The sequence below is a fragment of the Caballeronia sp. INDeC2 genome (assembly GCF_023631325.1).
GTDB lineage: Bacteria > Pseudomonadota > Gammaproteobacteria > Burkholderiales > Burkholderiaceae > Caballeronia.
In genome coordinates this window covers 200,118-219,079 of record NZ_JALQDG010000027.1, presented here as the reverse complement: position 1 = coordinate 219,079, position 18,962 = coordinate 200,118, and the positions used below count along the sequence as shown (strand labels likewise).

Sequence of the window (18,962 nt, the reverse complement as noted above, 5' to 3'; positions counted from 1 at the left end):
TCGAGATGGCGCAACCACTGAATCAAGGAGCACACCATGTCACGTCTTTCCCAAGTCAACGTCAATGAAGCAACGGGCGCTGCCGCCGATCTTTTCGCCGCCATCAAGAAGGCCGCCGGCCGCGTGCCGAACGCGTACGCGGTCATCGGCACACATAGCCCCGCCGCGCTCGGCGCCGCGCTCAACGGCGATGCGATCCTCGCGAAGAGCAGCCTCGAGAAGGCCGACGTCGAGGCGATCAAGCTCGCCGTCAGCGAACTCGCGGGTTGTGATTACTGTGCCGCCGCGCATACCGTCGTCGGCAAGATGGTCGGGCTATCGCAAAAGGAAACGCAGCAGATCCGCGCGGGCGAAGCGACCGGCAACGCGAAGCGCGATGCGCTCGTACGCTTCGTGCGGCATGTCGCGGGTTCCACAGGCACCATCGACGCGGCGCGTCTCACCGAAGTGCGCGAAGCGGGCTACTCGGAAGCGCAAGTCATCGACACGCTGTTCGCCATGAGCGTCATCAACTTCACGAACCTCGTGAATCGCGTGAACGACACGACGCTCGACTTTCCGGCGCTCGTCTGAGCTACGCCGGGCCCTTGGTCAACCGGTCGATGACGGAACTCACCAGATCGACCGGCACCGGAAAGACGATCGTCGAGTTTTTGTCGCCGGCGATTTGCGTGAGGGTTTGCAGATAGCGAAGCTGCATCGCCTGCGGCGCCTGAGCGAGCATCTGCGCCGCCTGCAAAAGCTTCTCGGACGCCTGCAACTCCCCTTCCGCATGAATGATCTTCGCGCGACGCTCGCGCTCCGCTTCGGCCTGGCGGGCGATCGCGCGGATCATGGTCTCGTTGATGTCGACGTCCTTGATCTCGACGTTCGACACCTTGATGCCCCACGCGTCGGTCTGCGAATCGAGCACGCGCTGGATGTCGGTGTTGAGGCGCTCGCGCTCGGACAGCAGTTCGTCGAGCTCGTGCTTGCCGAGGATCGCGCGCAACGTGGTCTGCGCGAGCTGGCTCGTCGCATCGAGAAAGCGCGCGACCTGGATCACCGCCTTCTCCGGATCGACGACGCGAAAGTACACGACCGCGTTCACCTTCACCGACACGTTGTCGCGCGTGATGACATCCTGCGGCGGGACGTCGAACACGACGGTGCGCAAATCCATGCGCACGACTTGCTGCACGACCGGAATGATCAGCACGAGCCCCGGTCCCTTCACTTTCCAGAAGCGCCCGAGCATGAACACGACGCCGCGCTCGTACTCACGGAAGATGCGCACCGCCGATGCGACGATGAAGATGACGAACGCAATCAGAATGCCGCTGAAACCAAAGGTAAGCCCCATTTTTCAAGCCTCATCGTCGATATGTTCAGGAATGACCGGCCTCGCGTTCGCCGTCGATCGGCTCGACGGTCAGCGTGAGGCCGTGACGCGAGATCACGCGCACACGCGCGCCTTCGTGCGGCAACGCTCGCGACGCGGCCGGCTGCACACGCCAGCGTTCGCCGTGCACACGCGCCCAGCCGCTTTCGGGCTCGTGCGTCAACATCACGCCGATGCTGCCGAGCATCGCTTCGCCGCCGCTCACCACGGGCCGCTTGCGCGCTCTCAACGCGACGCCCGACACGGTGAACACGAACAGCGCCGTGAAGAGCGCGAGCCCCACGACGACGCCGACGGGAACGCCGAAGCCCGGCACGTCGGTATCGATCAGCATGAGCGCGCCGATCGCGAACGCGATGATCCCGCCGATGCCGAGCGAGCCGAACGTCGGCAGAAACATTTCCGCGACCAGAAAGCCCATGCCGAGCACGATCAATCCCAGTCCGACGAAACTGATCGGCAATAGTTGCAGAGCGAACAACCCGACGAGCAGGCAGATCGCGCCCGCGACGCCCGGCAGCACCATGCCGGGATTCGCGAACTCGAAGAAGAGCCCGTACATGCCGATCATCATCAGGATCAGCGCGACGCTCGGGTCCGTGATGGTCGCGAGAAAGCGGCTGCGCCAGTCGGGCTGCACGACGACGAGCGGCGCGTGCTTCGTCGCGAGAACGTGATCGCCGCTCGCGGTCTTGACGTGGCGGCCGTCGAGTTTGGCGAGCAGGTCGGGAACGTCGGCGGCGGTCAGGTCGATGACGTTCTGCGCCAGCGCTTCCGCCGCCGACAGCGCCACCGCCTCGCGTACCGCGCGCTCCGCCCATTGCGCGTTGCGTCCGCGCAGTTGCGCGAGGCCGCGAATGTAGGCGGCGGCGTCCTGCATCTGCTTGCGGGTTTCCGTCGATTGCGCGTCCGATGCGGCCTTGCCCGTGCCAGCCGGCTCGCGCTCCGGTCCGCCCATGCCGAGCTGCACGGGCGACGCCGCGCCGAGGTTCGTGCCCGGCGCCATCGCCGCGATGTGGCTCGCGTAGGTGATGTAGGTGCCCGCGCTCGCCGCGCGCGCCCCGCTCGGCGCGATGAAGGCGACCACCGGCACGGGCGAAGCGAGTATCGCCTGGATGATCGAACGCATCGAGAGATCGAGGCCGCCCGGCGTATCGAGTTCCAGCACGGCGAGTTGCGCGCGCTCGTCCGCTGCCCGGGCAAGCGAACGCACGACGAAATCCGCACTCGCCGGGCCGATCGCGCCCTTCAGCGGGATCACGACGGCAGGCGCCGTTGCTGCTGCGGTCATCGGCGTGAATGCGAACGCCATCAGCAATAGCGCGCAGCGTGCGCAAGTCCACAGCCAGTCGGCGAGGTGCGTTCTCATCGGCGAAAACCGGACGCGCGCATGCGCGACGGTTCCTCGTTTGGTCTCTCTCTCAGCTTAGGTCAAATCGAGAATCAAGGCCGCCGCGTCGTGCGGTCGATGACCTTTTCGACATCGGCCGTCTCGCCGAGTGCCGACACGAAGCGCGCCGTGTCGAAATCGCGCGACACGCAGCCGTCGAGATAAATGAAGCGGCGTTGCAGCGTGAGCCACAGGCTCGTCTTCTCGCGCCATTGCAGTGACGCGTTCAGCGAATTCAAGCGCCGCGTCACGCTCTCGGCGATTTCCTTGTCGTAGAGATAGCTGTTCGAGAGGCGGCAGCGGCCCGCGATCCAGCAGCTATTGCCCCGTTCGATGCGGTAGTGCGCTTCGTCGAGCCATTCCTGTTCGGTTTCGACCGGGCCGCGCGGCGCGGCGCAATCGGCAATGGCGCTCGATACGTGCAGGAAGGGATCGTTGCCGCGATTCTCGCGTTTGTCGTCGGCGCCGAGCGTGAGCGATGAGGCCGTCAGCACGGCGATGAACGAGAGCATTTTTCCTTTTGAAAGCATTCGGACCATCTTCGCGCCTTGCATCGAACCATCGTCCAGACAGGATAGTTCATCGCATCGTAACGAACCGGCGCGCGGGAAGCCGGTAAACTCGCACAACGGCGTACCGCCCATTTTTCGCACCGAGGCCGACATGAAACAGGCACTCCACCATCTGACGGTCGCGACAGGCTCGCGCGGCCTGCACGAAGTCACCCGCGAGATCGATCACTGGATCGATCTTCAGGACGTTCGCACCGGCTTGCTCACGCTGTTTTGCCGGCATACGTCGGCGTCGTTGCTGATACAGGAGAACGCCGACCCCGATGTGCGTACCGACCTCGAACGCTATTTCGAAACGGTGGCGCCGGAAGCGCCCGGCCGCTACGTGCACGACACCGAAGGCCCCGACGACATGCCCGCACACCTGCGCACCGCCCTCACCACCGTGCAGCTTTCGATTCCCGTCGAAGCGGGCCGCATGGTGCTCGGCACCTGGCAAGGGATCTACGTGTTCGAGCATCGGACGGCGCAGCATCAGCGCGAACTCGTCTTGCATCTGATCGGCGAGTGACCTAATATACGCACCGCGTATATTTACGGGACGATGACGGTGACTCAGGAACTTCAGCAGCAGACGATTCTTCGCGACGCCATGCGGCGTCTGAACATGACTCGCGACGCCTTCGCGTCGCGTATCGGCGTGACGCGGCGCGCACTCGATACCTGGCTGCTGCCGGACGAGTCGCCGGAATCGCGCGCGATGCCGGAAATCGCCGCGCGTTACGTCGGCGAGATTCTCGCGGGCATGCCGGAAACGGGTGCGTATACGCAGAGCGCACACTCGACAATCGAATTCGAAGGCCGGCCGCAACTGCTTTCGATCGACCAGTTTTCGCGCGAATCCGCCGAAGCACTGTTTCGCACGGCCGACATGATGCAGCCTATCGCGCGCCGCAAGAAGATCACGCGCGTGCTCGAAGGCGCGGTGCTCGCCAATCTGTTCTTCGAGGCGAGCACGCGCACCCGTGTGAGTTTCGGCGCGGCGTTCGCGCGTCTCGGCGGCTCGGTGTGCGACACGACGGGCTTCACGTTCTCGTCGATGGCCAAGGGCGAGTCGATCTACGACACGAGCCGCGTCATCAGCGGCTACGCGGACGCGATCGTCGTGCGGCATCCCGAGCAAGGCTCCGTCGCCGAATTCGCGCGCGCGACGAACATTCCCGTCATTAATGCCGGCGACGGTCCGGGCGAGCATCCGAGCCAGGCGCTGCTCGACCTCTATACGATCCAGCGCGAGTTTTCGCGTCTCGGGAAGATCGTCGATGGCGCGCATATCGCAATGGTCGGCGACCTCAAGTACGGGCGCACCGTACATTCGCTCGCCAAGCTGCTTTCGCTCTACAAAGGACTGAAGTTCACGCTCGTGTCGCCGGGTTCGCTGGAGATGCCGGCGCATATCGTCGAACGTATCGCGCGTGGCGATCATGTGATCGAACAAACCAGCGATTTGCGCGCGGGACTCGCGGGCGCGGACGTCGTGTATGCGACGCGCATTCAGAAAGAGCGTTTCGCCGACGAATCCATCGAAGGCTATATGCCCGATTTCCAGATCAACCAGGCGCTCGTCGACGATGTCTGCGGACGCGATACGCTCATCATGCATCCGCTGCCGCGCGACAGCCGCCCCGGCGCGAACGATCTCGCCACGGATTTGAATCACGACTCACGCCTCGCGATCTTCCGTCAGACCGACAACGGCATCGCGGTGCGCATGGCGATCTTCGCGGTGCTGCTGGGCGTCGAGCATCAGGTGCGCCATTCGATGCGCGACGCGGCGTGGAAATCGCCCGCCTCCGTCGGCCCGGACGATGCCGTATTCCACGGCTTCGATTGATACGTTTTTTACACGGCGGCCCTATCTCTTAACGTGACGTTGACGAAAGCCGGCCTATGCTTCTACACAAGGAATACGTGATGGAGCAACGGTCATGGATATGTCGCTTGCATGGGTGGCCAGCCGCAAAACATTACACGATGAAGGTTTCGGCGCATTCCAGCGTGTGCGCATTCTGGCGCTGGCGCATTTCGCGGACAGCGAGGCGTCCAGGGAGCGTATACGTGCGCTGTTTCATTCGCCGCTTGGCATCTATGTGAGCCAGGCGCAGCGCGAAGGCTGCGAGTTGCGGCTCGAATTCGATACGGCCAGCGAGGATCTCTCCTTCACGCTGCGCACGCTGAAACGTGTCCTGCCGGAAGCGCGTGTTGAGGGAATCGCGCCGCGCGTGTTTGCGCATCGAACATGCACGCGCGGCGCGAGTTGACAACTCATGTTTTCAATCGCTCGATCAGATCAGGATGATGCTCACGCATGAATTCGGCGTAGGGCTTCATCCGTTTGAATTCTTCGTCGGAAAGCTCCCACGTGTCGGGGTCCAAGGCTATACCTCTGTTGATCTCCTCTTCTTCCTCGGGCGTGTTAAGGATGAATCCGTTATAAGTTCTTTGCATACCGCTTAACCTCTCTATTATTTGCGCGGCGCAGGCTGATGATGCGCCGCGTCTCGTTTCTCCGCGTGAGTACCACGCAGAACGTACGTCCGCGGATAGGCGCATAACCCACCTCGCGAACCTCTCCATACTCGCGACGATCGTCCACTTCCAGCACGATGTCGTCCCAGGCGATCTCACTTGCAAGACCGAGCGACACGCCGTGCTGTATCCGATTGATCGCGTCCTTCAACGGGTCAAACGTAATGTCGCCGAAGTGCATTCATTGTGGTTCCCAAAAGTAGAAGTGACAAGGCACGAAAGTTCTGATTTGCGGATCGTCTTTTAATCCGAACTCCGAAGCATTCGCGTCACTTCATTCTTCTGCAAAACCTCAAGGCTTTTCTATAGACCGATTGGCCAGCGCGCACGTGTGATCCTGAAGCTCTTCGGACGACGCCCAGTCGCCCGGCTGAACGTGATCGTTGAGCAAAAAGAACGCCGGTGCGCCATCGCTGCGCACGGCGCCCGCGAGCAGCAGCGTCTGTTCGCCCATCGTCTGACCGCGACTGGCGGCGTAGGGCGCGAGGAGCTTGAAGGGATCGGTGTGTGTGAGATCGGCATCGTCGATGCGCATCGCGCTGTAGACATGACCGCGCAGTCTCACCGGCAGCGGCTTCCACTCGGTGCCGATGCCCGGTCCCACTTCGCGCAGCGTCTGCGCGACATCGGACGCGAGGCAATCGATATGAATGTGGAACTGATTCTGCGTGCGACCGCTCGCGGAATTGATTGCAAGCGAAACTTCATCGCGCGGCAACGTCCGGCGCAATGCGCGATCCACATAGCCGCGCGCGTGCCACGCGTCGCGGAAATAGTTCGGCGCATCGGGTTCGAGCAACGCGGAACTTTCGATGCCGCTCACGCGCGCGGTCGGAATCAGCAGATACTGCGCGATGCCGACGATATCCTTCAACACCGCATAGCCGCCCGCGAGATTCACGTCCGCGCATTTCTGCTGAACGTGCGCGCCCTCGGCCGCCGGCTCGCAATAATCGTGGACGATCTCCCATAGCGCGTTCGGATTCGCCGCGCACGCGAGCGGCAAACAGAGCAAGCCGAACGCGGCGAGTCGGCGGAGTGTGATCGTGGGTTTCATCGGCATGATCGGGCGGCGCAAAAATAGAGAGGCTGCCGGATTATGCTTGCAGGCGCGTGAAAGCGCCTCGAAACGCGATAAAGCCCCGCATCGCAGAGATGCGCGGCTTTATATTCGAACGCGCGTCAGACTGCTTCGGCGCGATTCACCGGATGCGGTTCCTTCAGCTTGTTCGCGACGCGCGCCGCCTCGAAGTACGACGCGTTCGGCGGACGCTTGAGATATTGCCCCGCGCCGCGCTCCGCCCGCAGATCGCCGTTCGCCCACGCGAGCGCGCCGCGCGTGAGCGTGTGCGTCGCGACGCCTTGCACCGTCATGCCTTCGAAGACGTTGAAGTCCACCTTCTGATGATGCGTCTTCACGGAGATCGTGCGCGTCGCTTGCGGATCCCACACGACGAGGTCCGCGTCCGCGCCCACCTGCACCGCGCCTTTTCGCGGATAGAGATTGAAGATCTGCGCGGCATTGGTCGACGTCACGCGCACGAACTCGTTCGGCGTGAGACGCCCCATGTTCACGCCGTGATGCCACAGCACCGACATGCGATCCTCCACGCCGCCGCAGCCGTTGGGAATGCGGGTGAAGTCCTCGCGGCCCATCGCCTTCTGCGACGCGCAGAACACGCAATGATCGGTCGCCGTCGTGTGCAGTTGCCCGGATTGCAAGCCGCGCCACAGCGCTTCGCGATGCTCGCTCGTGCGAAACGGCGGGCTCATGACGTGCGCGGCGGCGCGCGTCCAGTCGGGATCGCGATACACGGATTCATCGATCACGAGATGCCCCGGCAGCACTTCGCCGAACACGCGCAGTCCATCGTTACGCGCCTTTGCGATCACATCGACCGCATCTTTCGCCGAAACGTGCACGATATAGAGCGGCACGCCGAGCACCTGCGCGATGCGGATCGCACGATTCGCCGCCTCGCCTTCCACTTCGGGCGGACGCGATAGAGGATGCGCCTCCGGTCCCTTGAAGCCCTTCGCCAGTAGTTGCTTCTGCAACTGGAAGACGAGTTCGCCGTTTTCCGCGTGCACGGTCGGCAGCGCGCCGAGTTCGAGCGAGCGCGTGAAGCTGTTCACGAGCACTTCATCGTCGGCCATGATTGCGTTCTTGTACGCCATGAAGTGCTTGAAGCTCGACACCCCGTGTTCGTGCACGAGCAGCCCCATGTCGCGATGCACGGACTCGTCCCACCACGTCACCGCGACGTGAAAGCCGTAATCCGCCGACGCCTTTTCCGCCCAGCCGCGCCACTCCTTGAACGCGTCCATGAGCGGCTGCTTCGGGCTTGGAATCACGAAGTCGATGATGCTCGTCGTGCCGCCGGAAAGTCCTGCCGCGGTGCCGGTGTAGAAGTCGTCGCTGGCGGTCGTGCCCATGAAGGGCAGTTCCATGTGCGTATGCGGATCGATGCCGCCGGGCATGATGTATTGGCCGCCGGCGTCGACTGTCTGCGTGTCTGCGGGGGTGTCGAGATCATTGCCGATGGCGAGGATCGTGCCGCCTGCCTTGGGGTCTGCGCAAAGTACGTCTGCGCGGTACGTGCGGTCTGCGTCGATGATCGTGCCGCCGCGAATCAATGTTGGCATTTTGGTGTGCTCCTTGACTTTGTTTCGGTCGCTTTGCTTTGCTTTCGTAAAGTCCTGATTCTGTGTCGGTCTATTGGCTCTGCCCTATGGGACAGTGCCAATAAACCAACGCCCACACGGGATCAACAGACAAGAAAACATCAAGCACTCAAAACCCCCGCCCTCGGGCTCCCCCGCAACTTCATCCAAGACCCATAAACGATCGCCGCAAGCACAAGCCCCACGAACCACGCATACGTATAGAGCGTATTGAAAAACACAGGCACGCCAGGAAACGATGCGGGAAACGCCGTATGCAAAAACCCAGGCAAATTCGGCAGCACGCCGACAAGCAACGCCACCACCGCCGCCACATTCCAGCCATTGCTATACGAATACTCGCCGTCCTCATCGAAAAGCTCACGCTGATCGAGCCGCGTGCCGCGAATGAAGAAGTAATCGACCATCAGAATCCCCGCAACCGGCCCGAGCAGCGCCGAATAGCCGACGAGCCAAGTAAAGATATACCCCTGCGTGGTAGCGAGAATCTTCCACGGCATCATGACGATGGCGATCGTCGCCGTGATCATGCCGCCCGCGCGATACGAAATACCCTTCGGCCACAAGCTAGAAAAATCGTATGCCGGTCCGACGAGATTGGCCGCGAGATTGCAGCACATCGTATCGAGCGTGAGGATGATGAGCGCAATTCCCACGCCGATGCCCGTCATGCGGCTCGTGAGATCGATCGGATCCCAGATCGCCTTTCCGTAGATCACGACCGTCGCCGACGTGACGACGACCGAGATCACCGAAAGCAACGCCATCGGTACAGGAAGGCCGATCGTCTGGCCGATCATCTGATCGCATTGCGTGCGCGCGAAGCGTGTGAAGTCGGGAATGTTGAGCGCCAGCGTCGCCCAGAAGCCGACCATCGCGGTGAGGCCCGGCCAGAACGTCGCCCAGAAAAGCCCTTCCTTCTTGCCGCCCGCAACGAACTGCGACGGCGCCGAGAGCATCGAACCGAGTCCGCCCGCCTTGCTCGTCGCCCACCAGACGAGCGCGACGCACATCACGACCTTGATCGGCGCGGACCAGCTTTCGAGCCAGCGGATCGAATCCGTGCCATGCCAGATGAAGTAGAGCTGCAACGCCCAGAACACGAGAAAGCACGCGAGCTGTCCGATTGAAATGTCGATGAGCGGCAGCGCCGCGCCATGCAAGGCATTGCCCGTGAGGATATTCGCGAGCGTGTAGATCGCGCTGCCGCCCAGCCACGTCTGAATACCGTACCAGCCACACGCGACGATCGCGCGCAGCATCGCGGGCAGCTTCGCGCCCTGCGTGCCGAACGACGAGCGCACGAGCACCGCATACGGAATGCCGTGCTTCGCGCCCGCGTGTCCGATCAGCAACATCGGCACGAGCACGATCAGGTTGCCGAGCAGGACCGTCAACACGGCCTGCCACGGCGACATGCCCTGATCGGTTAGACCCGCGGCCAGCATGTACGAAGCGATATTCATCACCATGCCGACCCACAGCGCCGCGAAGTGATACCACTTCCAGGTGCGCTGCGCAGGGCCGGTCGGCGCGAGGTCGTCGTTGTACAGACTGCTCGTCTCGACGTTATGCGCTGTCTGATTCATCGGATGCACTCCGTTTCAGTGTGCTGTTGATCATGGAATTTCAACGACGACGAGCGCTATGTCACGTTATGCCGCTTTCGCGGGTTCCTCCGCATCGACGCGAGCGGGATTGTTCGGATGCGTGGTCCAGTTCGCGTATTCGCCCGCATCGACGCGTTCCATCGTGATGCACTGCTCGACCGGGCACACGTGCATGCACAGATTGCAACCGACACATTCCGAATCGACCACTTCGAAATGGCGCTTGCCGTCTTTCTCCTTCAGGATCGCCTGATGCGATGTGTCCTCGCACGCGATATGACACAGCCCGCACTGGATGCACTTGTCCTGATCGATGCGCGCCTTGATGTCGTACTTGAGATTGAGGTACTTCCAGTCCGTGACGTTCGGCACGGCGCGGCCGCGAATGTCGTCGAGCGTCGCGTAGTCTTTCTCGTCCATCCAGTTCGAGAGGCCGTCGGCGAGATCGGACACGATGCGAAAGCCGTAGTGCATCGCCGCCGTGCACACCTGCACGCTGCCCGCGCCCAGCACCATGAATTCAGCCGCATCGCGCCACGACGAGATGCCGCCGATGCCCGAGATGGGCAGATTAGGCGTCTCCGGATCACGCGCGATTTCCGCGACCATGTTGAGCGCGATCGGCTTCACCGCGGGACCGCAATAACCGCCGTGCGTGCCCTTGCCGTCGACGGCCGGCAGCGGCGCCATCTGATCGAGATCTACCGCGACGATCGAGTTGATCGTGTTGATGAGCGACACGCCGTCCGCGCCGCCCTTGAACGCGGCGCGCGAGCCCATGCGAATATCGCTGATATTGGGCGTGAGCTTCACGAGACACGGCAGCTTCGTGCCTTCCTTTACCCAGCGCGTGACCATCTCGACATACTCGGGCACCTGCCCCACCGCCGCGCCCATGCCGCGCTCGCTCATGCCATGCGGACAGCCGAAGTTCAGTTCGACCGCATCCGCGCCCGTGTCCTCGACTTGCGTGAGGATCCACTTCCAGTCGCGCTCGTTGCACGGGACCATCAACGAGACGATCAGCGCGCGGTCAGGCCAGTCGCGCTTCACTTGTTCGATCTCGCGCAGGTTCACGTCGAGCGGACGATCGGTGATCAGTTCGATGTTGTTCAATCCGGCGATGCGCTGCCCGTTCCATTGCACCGCGCCATAACGCGAGCTCACGTTGACGACATGCGGATCGAGCCCGAGCGTCTTCCACACGACGCCGCCCCAACCCGCCTCAAACGCGCGGTTGACGTTATAGGCCTTGTCGGTCGGCGGCGCGGACGCGAGCCAGAAAGGATTCGGCGATGTAATGCCGGCGATGTTGCAGGTCAGATCGGCCATGTTTATGCGGCTCCTTATGTTCTTCAGGCGGCTTTGATCGCAGTCAGCTCGAACGACGCGTCGATGGACGCCGCCGCGAGCTTGCCGTCCTGCACGGCCTGCACGGTGAGATCGAGTCCTTCATGGGTCGCGCAATCGCCGCCGGCCCACACTTTCGCGAGCGTCGTCTGACGATTCTCGTCGGTGACGATGCGCCCGCCGTCGAGCGTCAGCAACGCGCGGTCGATGCCGACGGGCACGAGCGTCTGACCGATCGCCTTCAGCACCATGTCCGCGTCGATGACGAAGCGCTCCGTGTCGCGCTCGAATTCGACGCCGGTCACGTGTCCGCCATCGCCGATGAGACGCACCGGCTTCGCATGCGTGACGATGCTTACGCCGTTGGTCTGCGCAAACTCGCGCTCGGCCCACGTCGCGCTCATGTTCTCGACGCCGCGCCGGTAGACCATCGTCACGTTCGCCGCGCCGAGCTTGGCGGCCTGCACGCATGCATCGACGGCCGTGTTGCCGCCGCCGATCACGACGACGCGCCGGCCCACCGGCACATTCGCGAGGTCGTCGGCCTGGCGCACTTGCTCGATGAAATCGACCGCGTTCATCACGCCGTCCAACGTCTCGCCTTCGAGCGCCAGTTCGCGCACGCCCGCAAGACCGAAGCCGATGAACACCGCGTCGTATTGCTTGCGCAATTCGTCCAGCGTGAAGTCGCGGCCGAGCGCGTGACCCGCCTTGATCTCGATGCCGCCGATCGAATAGAGCCATTCGATTTCGCGCTGCGCGTAATCCTCGACCGTCTTGTATGCGGCGATGCCGTACTCGTTCAGGCCGCCGGGTTTGTCACGCGCATCGAAGATCACCGCATGATGGCCCGCCAGCGCGAGCCGATATGCGCACGCAAGCCCCGCCGGTCCCGCGCCGACGATCGCCACGCGCCTGCCCGTCTCCGCAGCGCGTTTGAAAAGCGGCGCGCCTTTCGCCATCGCCCAGTCCGTCGCATGACGCTGCAACGCGCCGATCTTCACGGGATCGTCGCCCGGATGATTGCGTACGCAACTACCTTCGCACAGGATCTCGGTCGGGCACACGCGCGCGCACATGCCGCCGAGCGGATTGGCCGAGAGGATATCGACGGCCGCGCCCTTCAGATTGCCGTTGCCGATCTTGCGGATGAAGCTCGGAATGTCGATGCTCGTCGGGCAGGCCTGCACGCACGGCGCGTCGTAGCAGTAGTGGCAGCGGCTCGCGGCGGCCGCTGCGGCGGTGGCGTCGAGCAACGGCGCGACGTCCGAGAATTCGCATGCGAGCTGTTCCTGCGTGAGGCGATGGCTCGCTATATCGCCGGTCGTTTTTATGGTCATGCGCGTTCCTTGTGGGGACGTACGAGTGCCCGTCATCCGCGCGCAATGGCTCGGACGACGATGAACGTGAGACGAAAGAGCGCTGCTTTACGTGGATGAAACGTGTTCCGAGGCGCGCTCCAGCATCGCGTGCAGAAGCACGTTCGCGCCCGCCTCAATCCATTCCTGGCTCGCGTCTTCGATTTCGTTATGGCTGATGCCGTCGACGCACGGCACGAAGACCATCGACGTCGGCGCGACTTGCGAGAGATAGCACGCGTCGTGGCCCGCGCCCGACACCATGTCGCGATGCGAATAGCCGAAGCGCTGCGCCGCCGCGCGCACGGACGCGACGCACGCGGCATCGAATCTGACGGGCTCGTAGTAGAAGATCTGTTCGAGCTCGGTCTGCAAGCCGATCTCGCCGGCAATACGCGCGACGCCTTCACGCAGCGCGGCGTCCATGCGCGCGAGCACGGCATCGTCGGGATGACGGAAATCGACGGTGAAGAATACGCGGCCCGGAATCACGTTGCGCGAGTTCGGATGCACCTGCATCATGCCGACGGTCGCGCAGGCGAGCGGCGCGTTGTCGAGGCCGATGCGGTTCACGAGATCGACCACGCGCGATGCGCCGAGCAGCGCGTCCTTGCGGCGCGGCATCGGCGTCGGGCCCGCGTGCGCTTCCTGGCCCGTCAGCGTGATCTCGTACCAGCGCTGACCTTGCGCATCGGTGACGACGCCGATCGTCTTGTCCTCGGCTTCGAGAATCGGGCCTTGCTCGATATGCAACTCGAACGCCGCATGCAGCTTGCGGCCGCCGCACGGCAGATCGCCCGCATAACCAATGCGCTTCAGTTCCTCGCCGATCGTCTTGCCGTCGACGTCCTTGCGCGAGAGGCCGTAATCGAGCGAGAACACACCCGCGAACACGCCCGATGCGACCATCGCGGGCGCGAAGCGCGAACCTTCCTCGTTGGTCCAGATGACGACTTCGATCGGATGCTCGGTCTCGATGCCGCGATCGTTGAGCGAGCGGATCACTTCGAGTCCGCCGAGCACGCCGTAGATGCCGTCGAAGCGCCCGCCAGTGGGCTGCGAATCCGCATGCGAGCCGGTCATGACCGGCAGCGCATCGAGATTGCGTCCGGCGCGGCGCATGAACACGTTGCCCATCTGATCGACGCTCACGGTGCAACCCGCTTCTTTAGCCCAACTAACGATGAGATCGCGCCCTTGCTTGTCGAGATCGGTCAGCGCGAGCCGGCACACGCCGCCTTTGGGTGTCGCGCCGATTTTGGCCATCGTCATCAGGCTGTCCCACAGACGCTGGCCATTCACCTGGATGGACGTATCGAGACCCGCCTCTCTGATTGCATCCGTTACGACGTTCATTCGCCTCGCTCCTTACGATCGACTTCGTACGTGAGTGACTTCGTTTCGTGCACGCCGGGCGCCTACGGTGCGATGCTGCACGCGCCCGGTGCACACTTCTGTCATGCGATGCCTGATGCGCACGACACGCTTCTTCGCTTTTTCGAGCGTTCTTCAAATCCTGTCCGGTTGGACAGGTTGTAGCCGATTAAAATAAGCAAATCAACGACTTTCGTGTGCGGACAAACACGGAGCAATCTAAGCGATAACCGTGCCATTGCAATGCAGCATCGACAGGCATTGGCCGTAACGCCCTTTTCGACGCGATGCAGCGCCGCGTGCAGGATCGGCGCGAATGAGGCACGATGCGGCACACACGAAAGATCAAATCGACGATGAGACACGACGACGCGGCTGACGGCATGACCGAACACGCGGACTCCGCGCCACCTTTGCGGCGACGCAAGGCGCAGATTCGCGAGAGCAACGAAGCGCAGCTGCTGGCGTGCGCCGAAGAAGTTTTCGCGGAAAAAGGATTGGAAGGCGCAAGCACGGCGATGATCGCCGAACGTGCCGGCTTGCCGAAGGCCAACCTGCATTACTACTTCCCGACGAAGCTCGCGCTCTATCGCCGCGTGCTGGAAGATTTGTTCGAGGACTGGCATCGCGCGGCGGACACCTTCGAATGCAGCGACGATCCGGTGGAAGCGATCGGCGGCTACGTGCGCGCGAAGATGGAGTTGTCCAGACGCCGGCCGCTCGGCTCGAAAGTGTGGGCGAGCGAGATCATCCACGGCGCGCGTCACATGCAGGACATCCTCAACGAGCGCGTGAAGCCGTGGCTCGATACTCGCGTCATCGTGATCGAAAGCTGGATCGCGCGCGGCCTGCTCGCGCCGGTCGAGCCGGACACGTTCATGTTCATGATCTGGGCGATCACGCAGCATTACGCCGACTTCGATGCGCAGATCCGCGCATTGAAAGGCAAGCGCGCGCTCACTCGCAAGGCCTTCGAGGAGCAGACGGAGGAAGTCGTGCGCCTCGTGATTCGCGCGTGCGGCGCGGTCTCGCCTCGCGTCGAAGAGAAACGGGACGCGCAATAAAAAACGCCGGTCGCTCGATAGCGGCCGGCGTTCGACTTCCTTACTGCTTGTACTTACTGCTGCGCTGCTTCACTGCGGTACTGCAACTGCATTTCTCGCAAGAGACTGATACTGCCAACGCTTTGCTGCACCATCTACCGCTGCTGCTGCTCACTGCTACTGCTTCGTCGAGCTCGACTTCGAGATCGTCGAGCTCGACTTCGAGAGCCGATCAGTGACCGAAGTAGACCGAATTGCGATCCGACATCGACACGTTAGCGCGCGCGACCGGCGCGGCTGCGCCCGATTGCGAAGTGCCAGCCGTCGAAGGACCGTATGCCGATCCACCATTCTCAGCGTTCACACGCGCTTCGGCGGCCTGAATGTTTTGCGGGTAGTTCACGCGATCGGTCGACGGATCGTAGCCGGCCTTTTCCAGTTGAACCAGTTCCGCGCGCACTTGAGCGCGGGTCACCGGCGCGTTGTCTTGCGCGAACGCGAAAGTCGGAGCGGCCAGAGCGCTGGCGATGACGAGTGCGGGAACGAATGCCTTGATCATGATGAACCTCCAATAGTCTTGTTTTGAAATCGAAACTGAATCGGAAGCTTTTTAAGTGGTTTCTGATTTCGTTTCGCTTGAAGACAGTGTAGGAGGCCGCCGCCCTAGGGGAAACCCCAATTTTCACGAAACATAATTGTCGGGATCGCAACAATCCGTTTCGCGACGCGAAGCGCATCGAGGTCTCGCTATATTCGATCAAGTCATTGTTTTTACTGCATTAACTACTCGCACGCGCGGGTCGGAAAGGCGCGCGCAATCGAGTCGTCATTGCGACATCGCCAGACGATCGCCATTCACGCGCCAGTTTTTACGCGGCGGTCGTGTAGGTAAGCGCGGCTGTCAGGAGTTCGCGCAGCAAAGGCTCGATCGAGTTCGCCTTGGCTTCGTCGTAAGCGAACGGCGACGATTCTTCCATGTAGCTGATCTGCGTCAACTCCAGTTGAACCGCGTGAACGCCCTGCTCGGGCTGGCCGTATCGCCGCGTGATGTAGCCGCCCTTGAAGCGGCCGTTGGCCACTGTCGAAAAGCGGCCGTCGCGCTCGACGATTCCCGCGAGATGCTCGGCCAGCCCCGGCACCGCCGATGCGCCGTCCGCCGTGCCGAAGTTGAAATCGGTCAGGCGTCCGTCGAAAAAACGCGGTACGACCGAGCGGATCGAATGCGCTTCCCACAGCAGCACGCGGCCGTGCGCCTGCCGCAGCGCGTCGAGTCCACTGGCGAGGGCATCGTGATAAGGCTGCCAGTACATCGCGCGACGCGCATCGATCTGCTCGCGCGACGGCTCGTGGCCCGGCTTGTAGAGCGGCGCCTTGTCGAAGGTGTCGACCGGACATAGTCCCGTCGTGTCGCGGCCGGGATAGAGATTCGCGTCGTCGGGCGGACGGTTCAGATCGACGACATAGCGCGCGTAATGCGGCGTCAGTATCGATGCGCCCAGCTCGCGTGCGAACGCGTAAAGCCGCTCGAGATGCCAGTCGCAATCCTCGGTGAGTTGTGCGACGGGCGTCATCTCATCGGCGAGCGCGCAGGGAATCTGCGTGCCGCGGTGCGGAATCGAAATCAGCAGCGGCGCGTTGCCGCGCTCCAGCGTGAAAATCGAAGAGTCGTTCATGAATGACCTCAATCGAGCAAGCCGCGCAACGCGGCGCGATAGCGGGCAAGCGCTTCGTCTTCCTGCGCGTGACGGCGCGCGTCGATCACCTTGCGGCCGGAGACGAAGACATCGCGGACCGGCGTGTCGCCATGTTCGCAGAAGACCGCGCTCGAAAGCCACGTTTCGGGCGCATGTCCGCCGATGCCCGGATGCGCGTCGTCGAGCACGAGCCAGTCGGCGCGCATTCCCTGCGAGAGCGCGCCGACAGGGCGTCTAGTCGCGTGCGCGCCGCCGTCGAGCGCGGCGTCGAAGAGACGATCGGCGGGACGGCTCTGCGTCGGCGACGCGAGCACGTTGCGCTGCTGACGGCACAGGCGCTGGCCGTATTCGAGCAGACGCAGCTCGGAGCGCCAGTCCACGCCGACATGACTATCCGAACCGACGCCGATGCGCCCACCCACATCGAGATAATCGCGCGACGGAAAGACGCCGTCGCCGAGATTCGCCTCGGTCGTGAGACACAGGCCCGCGACCGCGCCGCTTCCCGCGAGACGCGCGCATTCGCCGGCGTCGATGTGCGTCGCGTGTACGAGGCACCAGCGCTCGTCGACGTTGAAATGGTCCAGCAGCCATTGCACCGGACGGCGGCCCGTCGCCGCGACGCACGCCTCGACTTCGGCCGTCTGCTCCGCGACATGGATATGCACCGGCGCACGGTCGAAGCGCGCATCCAGGCCTTCGAGCACCGCCGCGAGCGATTCGCCCGATACCGCCCGCAACGAATGCGGCGCGACGCCGTAACGCCGCATGCCGTTCTCGGGCCGCGCGCGGGCGAGCGAGTCGATGAGCGCGAGCAGCGCGTCGGGCGTGTTGAGAAAGCGCCGCTGATCGTCGCGCGGCGCGGCCTTGTTGAAACCGCCGTGCTCGTACAGCACCGGCAACATCGTGATGCCGATGCCCGCGCGCCCGGCCGCATCGACGACGCGCTCGGCGAGTTCCGCGCGATTCGCATACGGCGCACCGCCGGGCGCGTGATGCACGTAATGGAACTCGCACACCGACGTGTAGCCCGCTTTGAGCATCTCGATGTAGAGCCAGTGCGCAATGTCCGCGAGCGACTCCGGGCCGATCCGCGCGGCGAAGCGATACATCAGATCGCGCCAGCTCCAGAAGGTGTCGGCGACGCTCGCGCGATATTCGGTGAGGCCGGCCATCGCCCGTTGGAACGCGTGCGAGTGCAGGTTGGGCATGCCGGGCACGACCGGGCCTTTTGCGCGTTCGGCGCCCGCGGGCGCCGCGCTGTCGGGCGCAACCCGGACCAGCGTACCGTCATCGTCCCATTCGAGCAGCACGTTGCGCCGCCATCCATCGGCGAGGCGCGCGTGATCCGCGAAGAATGCGCTCATGTTCCCGTCTCCCTTTTTATATCGATGCGCGGCCGATCACAAATCGTCGATGCCGATGTGCAGCCAGGCCGCGTCGTCCGATGCCTCGAATTGCAGTTCGGCCGCACGATCGAGACGCAGCGTGTCGCCCGTTTCGAGCGTATGCCGCGTGTCTCCGGCGGCTTTGATATCGATCCTTCCACGCACGCAGAAGATGAAAGTCAGATCGTGACGGGCATCCGGCGAGCACGATGCGCGCCGGACATCCACCGTCGCGCGGGCGCGACCGCGGCGCACCATCACGTTGAAATCGCGCGTCGGGCCGTTTATCAGCGTCGCGTGAATCGGCGTTTCGCCCGCAAAGCGCGCGATCGCGAGCGGCGCGTCGAGCGTATGTACGCGGCCGTCCGCTTGCTCGAGACGCATGCCCGCGCCATCGAGCAGCACGAGCACGCGATCGACGCCCGCGAAACGCGAGAAAGCGCCGTCGGATGCCACGTCAGCCATCGACAAACGCCAAGCGAACGCATCGAGCGACGCGCCAAGCGGCCCCGCCGCGATCTCGCGCGTCACGCCGCCGCCGTTCTTCCAGGGCGTGGCCACGAGCGAACCGGCTCGAATGATCATGGC

Annotated in this window: 19 protein-coding genes; 5 read left to right on the top strand and 14 right to left on the bottom strand. The window is 63.2% G+C overall.

The genetic code is table 11. From position 1 onward, the window contains the following. Positions 1–36: 36 nt before the first annotated feature. Positions 37–573 carry a carboxymuconolactone decarboxylase family protein gene (locus NCS28_RS16575; protein ID WP_250514836.1) on the top strand — a complete coding sequence of 179 codons (537 nt, stop codon included), beginning with the start codon at positions 37–39 and terminating at the stop codon, positions 571–573. Position 574: 1 nt separating this feature from the next. Here NCS28_RS16575 and NCS28_RS16570 read toward each other — a convergent pair whose 3' ends face one another. From NCS28_RS16570 to NCS28_RS16560, 3 genes are all read right to left on the bottom strand, one after another. Next, a complete protein-coding gene (locus NCS28_RS16570; protein WP_250514835.1) occupies positions 575–1,342 on the bottom strand; it encodes a slipin family protein in 768 nt (255 codons plus the stop codon). Between the two features lie 25 nt (positions 1,343–1,367). Further along, a complete protein-coding gene (locus NCS28_RS16565; RefSeq protein WP_502801199.1) occupies positions 1,368–2,750 on the bottom strand; it encodes an NfeD family protein in 1,383 nt (460 codons plus the stop codon). Positions 2,751–2,824: 74 nt separating this feature from the next. Continuing rightward, a complete protein-coding gene (locus NCS28_RS16560) occupies positions 2,825–3,283 on the bottom strand; it encodes a BON domain-containing protein (protein WP_250514834.1) in 459 nt (152 codons plus the stop codon). Between the two features lie 151 nt (positions 3,284–3,434). On the opposite strand from NCS28_RS16560, the gene NCS28_RS16555 reads away from it, so the two are divergent. From NCS28_RS16555 to NCS28_RS16545, 3 genes are all read left to right on the top strand, one after another. Further along, positions 3,435–3,854, top strand: coding sequence for a secondary thiamine-phosphate synthase enzyme YjbQ (locus tag NCS28_RS16555; protein ID WP_250514833.1), 420 nt, complete (start codon positions 3,435–3,437; stop codon positions 3,852–3,854). A gap of 33 nt (positions 3,855–3,887) precedes the next feature. After that, complete coding sequence (locus NCS28_RS16550) at positions 3,888–5,177, top strand: aspartate carbamoyltransferase (protein ID WP_250514832.1); 1,290 nt, start codon at positions 3,888–3,890, stop codon at positions 5,175–5,177. Between the two features lie 94 nt (positions 5,178–5,271). Further along, positions 5,272–5,604, top strand: coding sequence for a hypothetical protein (locus NCS28_RS16545; protein WP_250514831.1), 333 nt, complete (start codon positions 5,272–5,274; stop codon positions 5,602–5,604). A 170-nt stretch (positions 5,605–5,774) separates the two neighbouring features. Here NCS28_RS16545 and NCS28_RS16540 read toward each other — a convergent pair whose 3' ends face one another. From NCS28_RS16540 to NCS28_RS16510, 7 genes are all read right to left on the bottom strand, one after another. After that, positions 5,775–6,053, bottom strand: coding sequence for a BrnT family toxin (locus tag NCS28_RS16540; protein WP_250514830.1), 279 nt, complete (start codon positions 6,051–6,053; stop codon positions 5,775–5,777). Between the two features lie 111 nt (positions 6,054–6,164). Then, positions 6,165–6,929 (bottom strand): CDP-diacylglycerol diphosphatase, encoded by a 765-nt coding sequence (locus tag NCS28_RS16535; protein ID WP_250514829.1) that lies wholly within the window; start codon positions 6,927–6,929, stop codon positions 6,165–6,167. 125 nt (positions 6,930–7,054) lie between these two features. After that, positions 7,055–8,518, bottom strand: coding sequence for a dihydropyrimidinase (hydA, locus tag NCS28_RS16530; RefSeq protein WP_250514828.1), 1,464 nt, complete (start codon positions 8,516–8,518; stop codon positions 7,055–7,057). Between the two features lie 140 nt (positions 8,519–8,658). Then, on the bottom strand, positions 8,659–10,146 hold the full coding sequence (locus NCS28_RS16525; RefSeq protein ID WP_250514827.1) for an NCS1 family nucleobase:cation symporter-1: 1,488 nt from the start codon (positions 10,144–10,146) through the stop codon (positions 8,659–8,661). A gap of 66 nt (positions 10,147–10,212) precedes the next feature. Continuing rightward, positions 10,213–11,499: an NAD-dependent dihydropyrimidine dehydrogenase subunit PreA gene (gene preA, locus NCS28_RS16520; RefSeq protein ID WP_250514826.1), complete on the bottom strand. Its 1,287-nt coding sequence runs from the start codon at positions 11,497–11,499 to the stop codon at positions 10,213–10,215. Between the two features lie 23 nt (positions 11,500–11,522). Beyond that, positions 11,523–12,857 carry an NAD(P)-dependent oxidoreductase gene (locus NCS28_RS16515; protein ID WP_250514825.1) on the bottom strand — a complete coding sequence of 445 codons (1,335 nt, stop codon included), beginning with the start codon at positions 12,855–12,857 and terminating at the stop codon, positions 11,523–11,525. An 87-nt stretch (positions 12,858–12,944) separates the two neighbouring features. Next, positions 12,945–14,231 carry a Zn-dependent hydrolase gene (locus NCS28_RS16510; protein WP_250514824.1) on the bottom strand — a complete coding sequence of 429 codons (1,287 nt, stop codon included), beginning with the start codon at positions 14,229–14,231 and terminating at the stop codon, positions 12,945–12,947. Between the two features lie 374 nt (positions 14,232–14,605). On the opposite strand from NCS28_RS16510, the gene NCS28_RS16505 reads away from it, so the two are divergent. Next, positions 14,606–15,313 carry a TetR/AcrR family transcriptional regulator gene (locus NCS28_RS16505; protein ID WP_250514823.1) on the top strand — a complete coding sequence of 236 codons (708 nt, stop codon included), beginning with the start codon at positions 14,606–14,608 and terminating at the stop codon, positions 15,311–15,313. A 211-nt stretch (positions 15,314–15,524) separates the two neighbouring features. On the opposite strand, the gene NCS28_RS16500 is transcribed toward NCS28_RS16505, so the two are convergent. From NCS28_RS16500 to NCS28_RS16485, 4 genes are all read right to left on the bottom strand, one after another. Next, the gene (locus tag NCS28_RS16500) at positions 15,525–15,848 is read right to left on the bottom strand and encodes a DUF4148 domain-containing protein (protein ID WP_250515036.1); all 324 of its coding nucleotides are present in this window, start codon (positions 15,846–15,848) and stop codon (positions 15,525–15,527) included. Between the two features lie 313 nt (positions 15,849–16,161). Next, entirely contained in the window at positions 16,162–16,965 is an 804-nt protein-coding gene (hutG, locus tag NCS28_RS16495) for an N-formylglutamate deformylase (RefSeq protein WP_250514822.1), read from the bottom strand. Between the two features lie 8 nt (positions 16,966–16,973). Then, positions 16,974–18,353, bottom strand: a complete 1,380-nt coding sequence (locus NCS28_RS16490; RefSeq protein ID WP_250514821.1) for a formimidoylglutamate deiminase — start codon at positions 18,351–18,353, stop codon at positions 16,974–16,976. Positions 18,354–18,389: 36 nt separating this feature from the next. Next, positions 18,390–18,959, bottom strand: a complete 570-nt coding sequence (locus NCS28_RS16485) for a HutD/Ves family protein (RefSeq protein WP_250514820.1) — start codon at positions 18,957–18,959, stop codon at positions 18,390–18,392. Between the last annotated feature and the right edge of the window lie 3 nt (positions 18,960–18,962).

Coding starts and splice junctions, on each gene's coding strand:
- NCS28_RS16575 (WP_250514836.1), top strand. CDS start 37: ATGTCACGTCTTTCCCAAGTCAACGTCAATGAAGCAACGGGCGCTGCC.
- NCS28_RS16570 (WP_250514835.1), bottom strand. CDS start 1,342: ATGGGGCTTACCTTTGGTTTCAGCGGCATTCTGATTGCGTTCGTCATC.
- NCS28_RS16565 (WP_502801199.1), bottom strand. CDS start 2,750: ATGAGAACGCACCTCGCCGACTGGCTGTGGACTTGCGCACGCTGCGCG.
- NCS28_RS16560 (WP_250514834.1), bottom strand. CDS start 3,283: ATGCTCTCGTTCATCGCCGTGCTGACGGCCTCATCGCTCACGCTCGGC.
- NCS28_RS16555 (WP_250514833.1), top strand. CDS start 3,435: ATGAAACAGGCACTCCACCATCTGACGGTCGCGACAGGCTCGCGCGGC.
- NCS28_RS16550 (WP_250514832.1), top strand. CDS start 3,888: ATGACGGTGACTCAGGAACTTCAGCAGCAGACGATTCTTCGCGACGCC.
- NCS28_RS16545 (WP_250514831.1), top strand. CDS start 5,272: ATGGATATGTCGCTTGCATGGGTGGCCAGCCGCAAAACATTACACGAT.
- NCS28_RS16540 (WP_250514830.1), bottom strand. CDS start 6,053: ATGCACTTCGGCGACATTACGTTTGACCCGTTGAAGGACGCGATCAAT.
- NCS28_RS16535 (WP_250514829.1), bottom strand. CDS start 6,929: ATGAAACCCACGATCACACTCCGCCGACTCGCCGCGTTCGGCTTGCTC.
- hydA (WP_250514828.1), bottom strand. CDS start 8,518: ATGCCAACATTGATTCGCGGCGGCACGATCATCGACGCAGACCGCACG.
- NCS28_RS16525 (WP_250514827.1), bottom strand. CDS start 10,146: ATGAATCAGACAGCGCATAACGTCGAGACGAGCAGTCTGTACAACGAC.
- preA (WP_250514826.1), bottom strand. CDS start 11,499: ATGGCCGATCTGACCTGCAACATCGCCGGCATTACATCGCCGAATCCT.
- NCS28_RS16515 (WP_250514825.1), bottom strand. CDS start 12,857: ATGACCATAAAAACGACCGGCGATATAGCGAGCCATCGCCTCACGCAG.
- NCS28_RS16510 (WP_250514824.1), bottom strand. CDS start 14,231: ATGAACGTCGTAACGGATGCAATCAGAGAGGCGGGTCTCGATACGTCC.
- NCS28_RS16505 (WP_250514823.1), top strand. CDS start 14,606: ATGAGACACGACGACGCGGCTGACGGCATGACCGAACACGCGGACTCC.
- hutG (WP_250514822.1), bottom strand. CDS start 16,965: ATGAACGACTCTTCGATTTTCACGCTGGAGCGCGGCAACGCGCCGCTG.
- NCS28_RS16490 (WP_250514821.1), bottom strand. CDS start 18,353: ATGAGCGCATTCTTCGCGGATCACGCGCGCCTCGCCGATGGATGGCGG.
- NCS28_RS16485 (WP_250514820.1), bottom strand. CDS start 18,959: ATGATCATTCGAGCCGGTTCGCTCGTGGCCACGCCCTGGAAGAACGGC.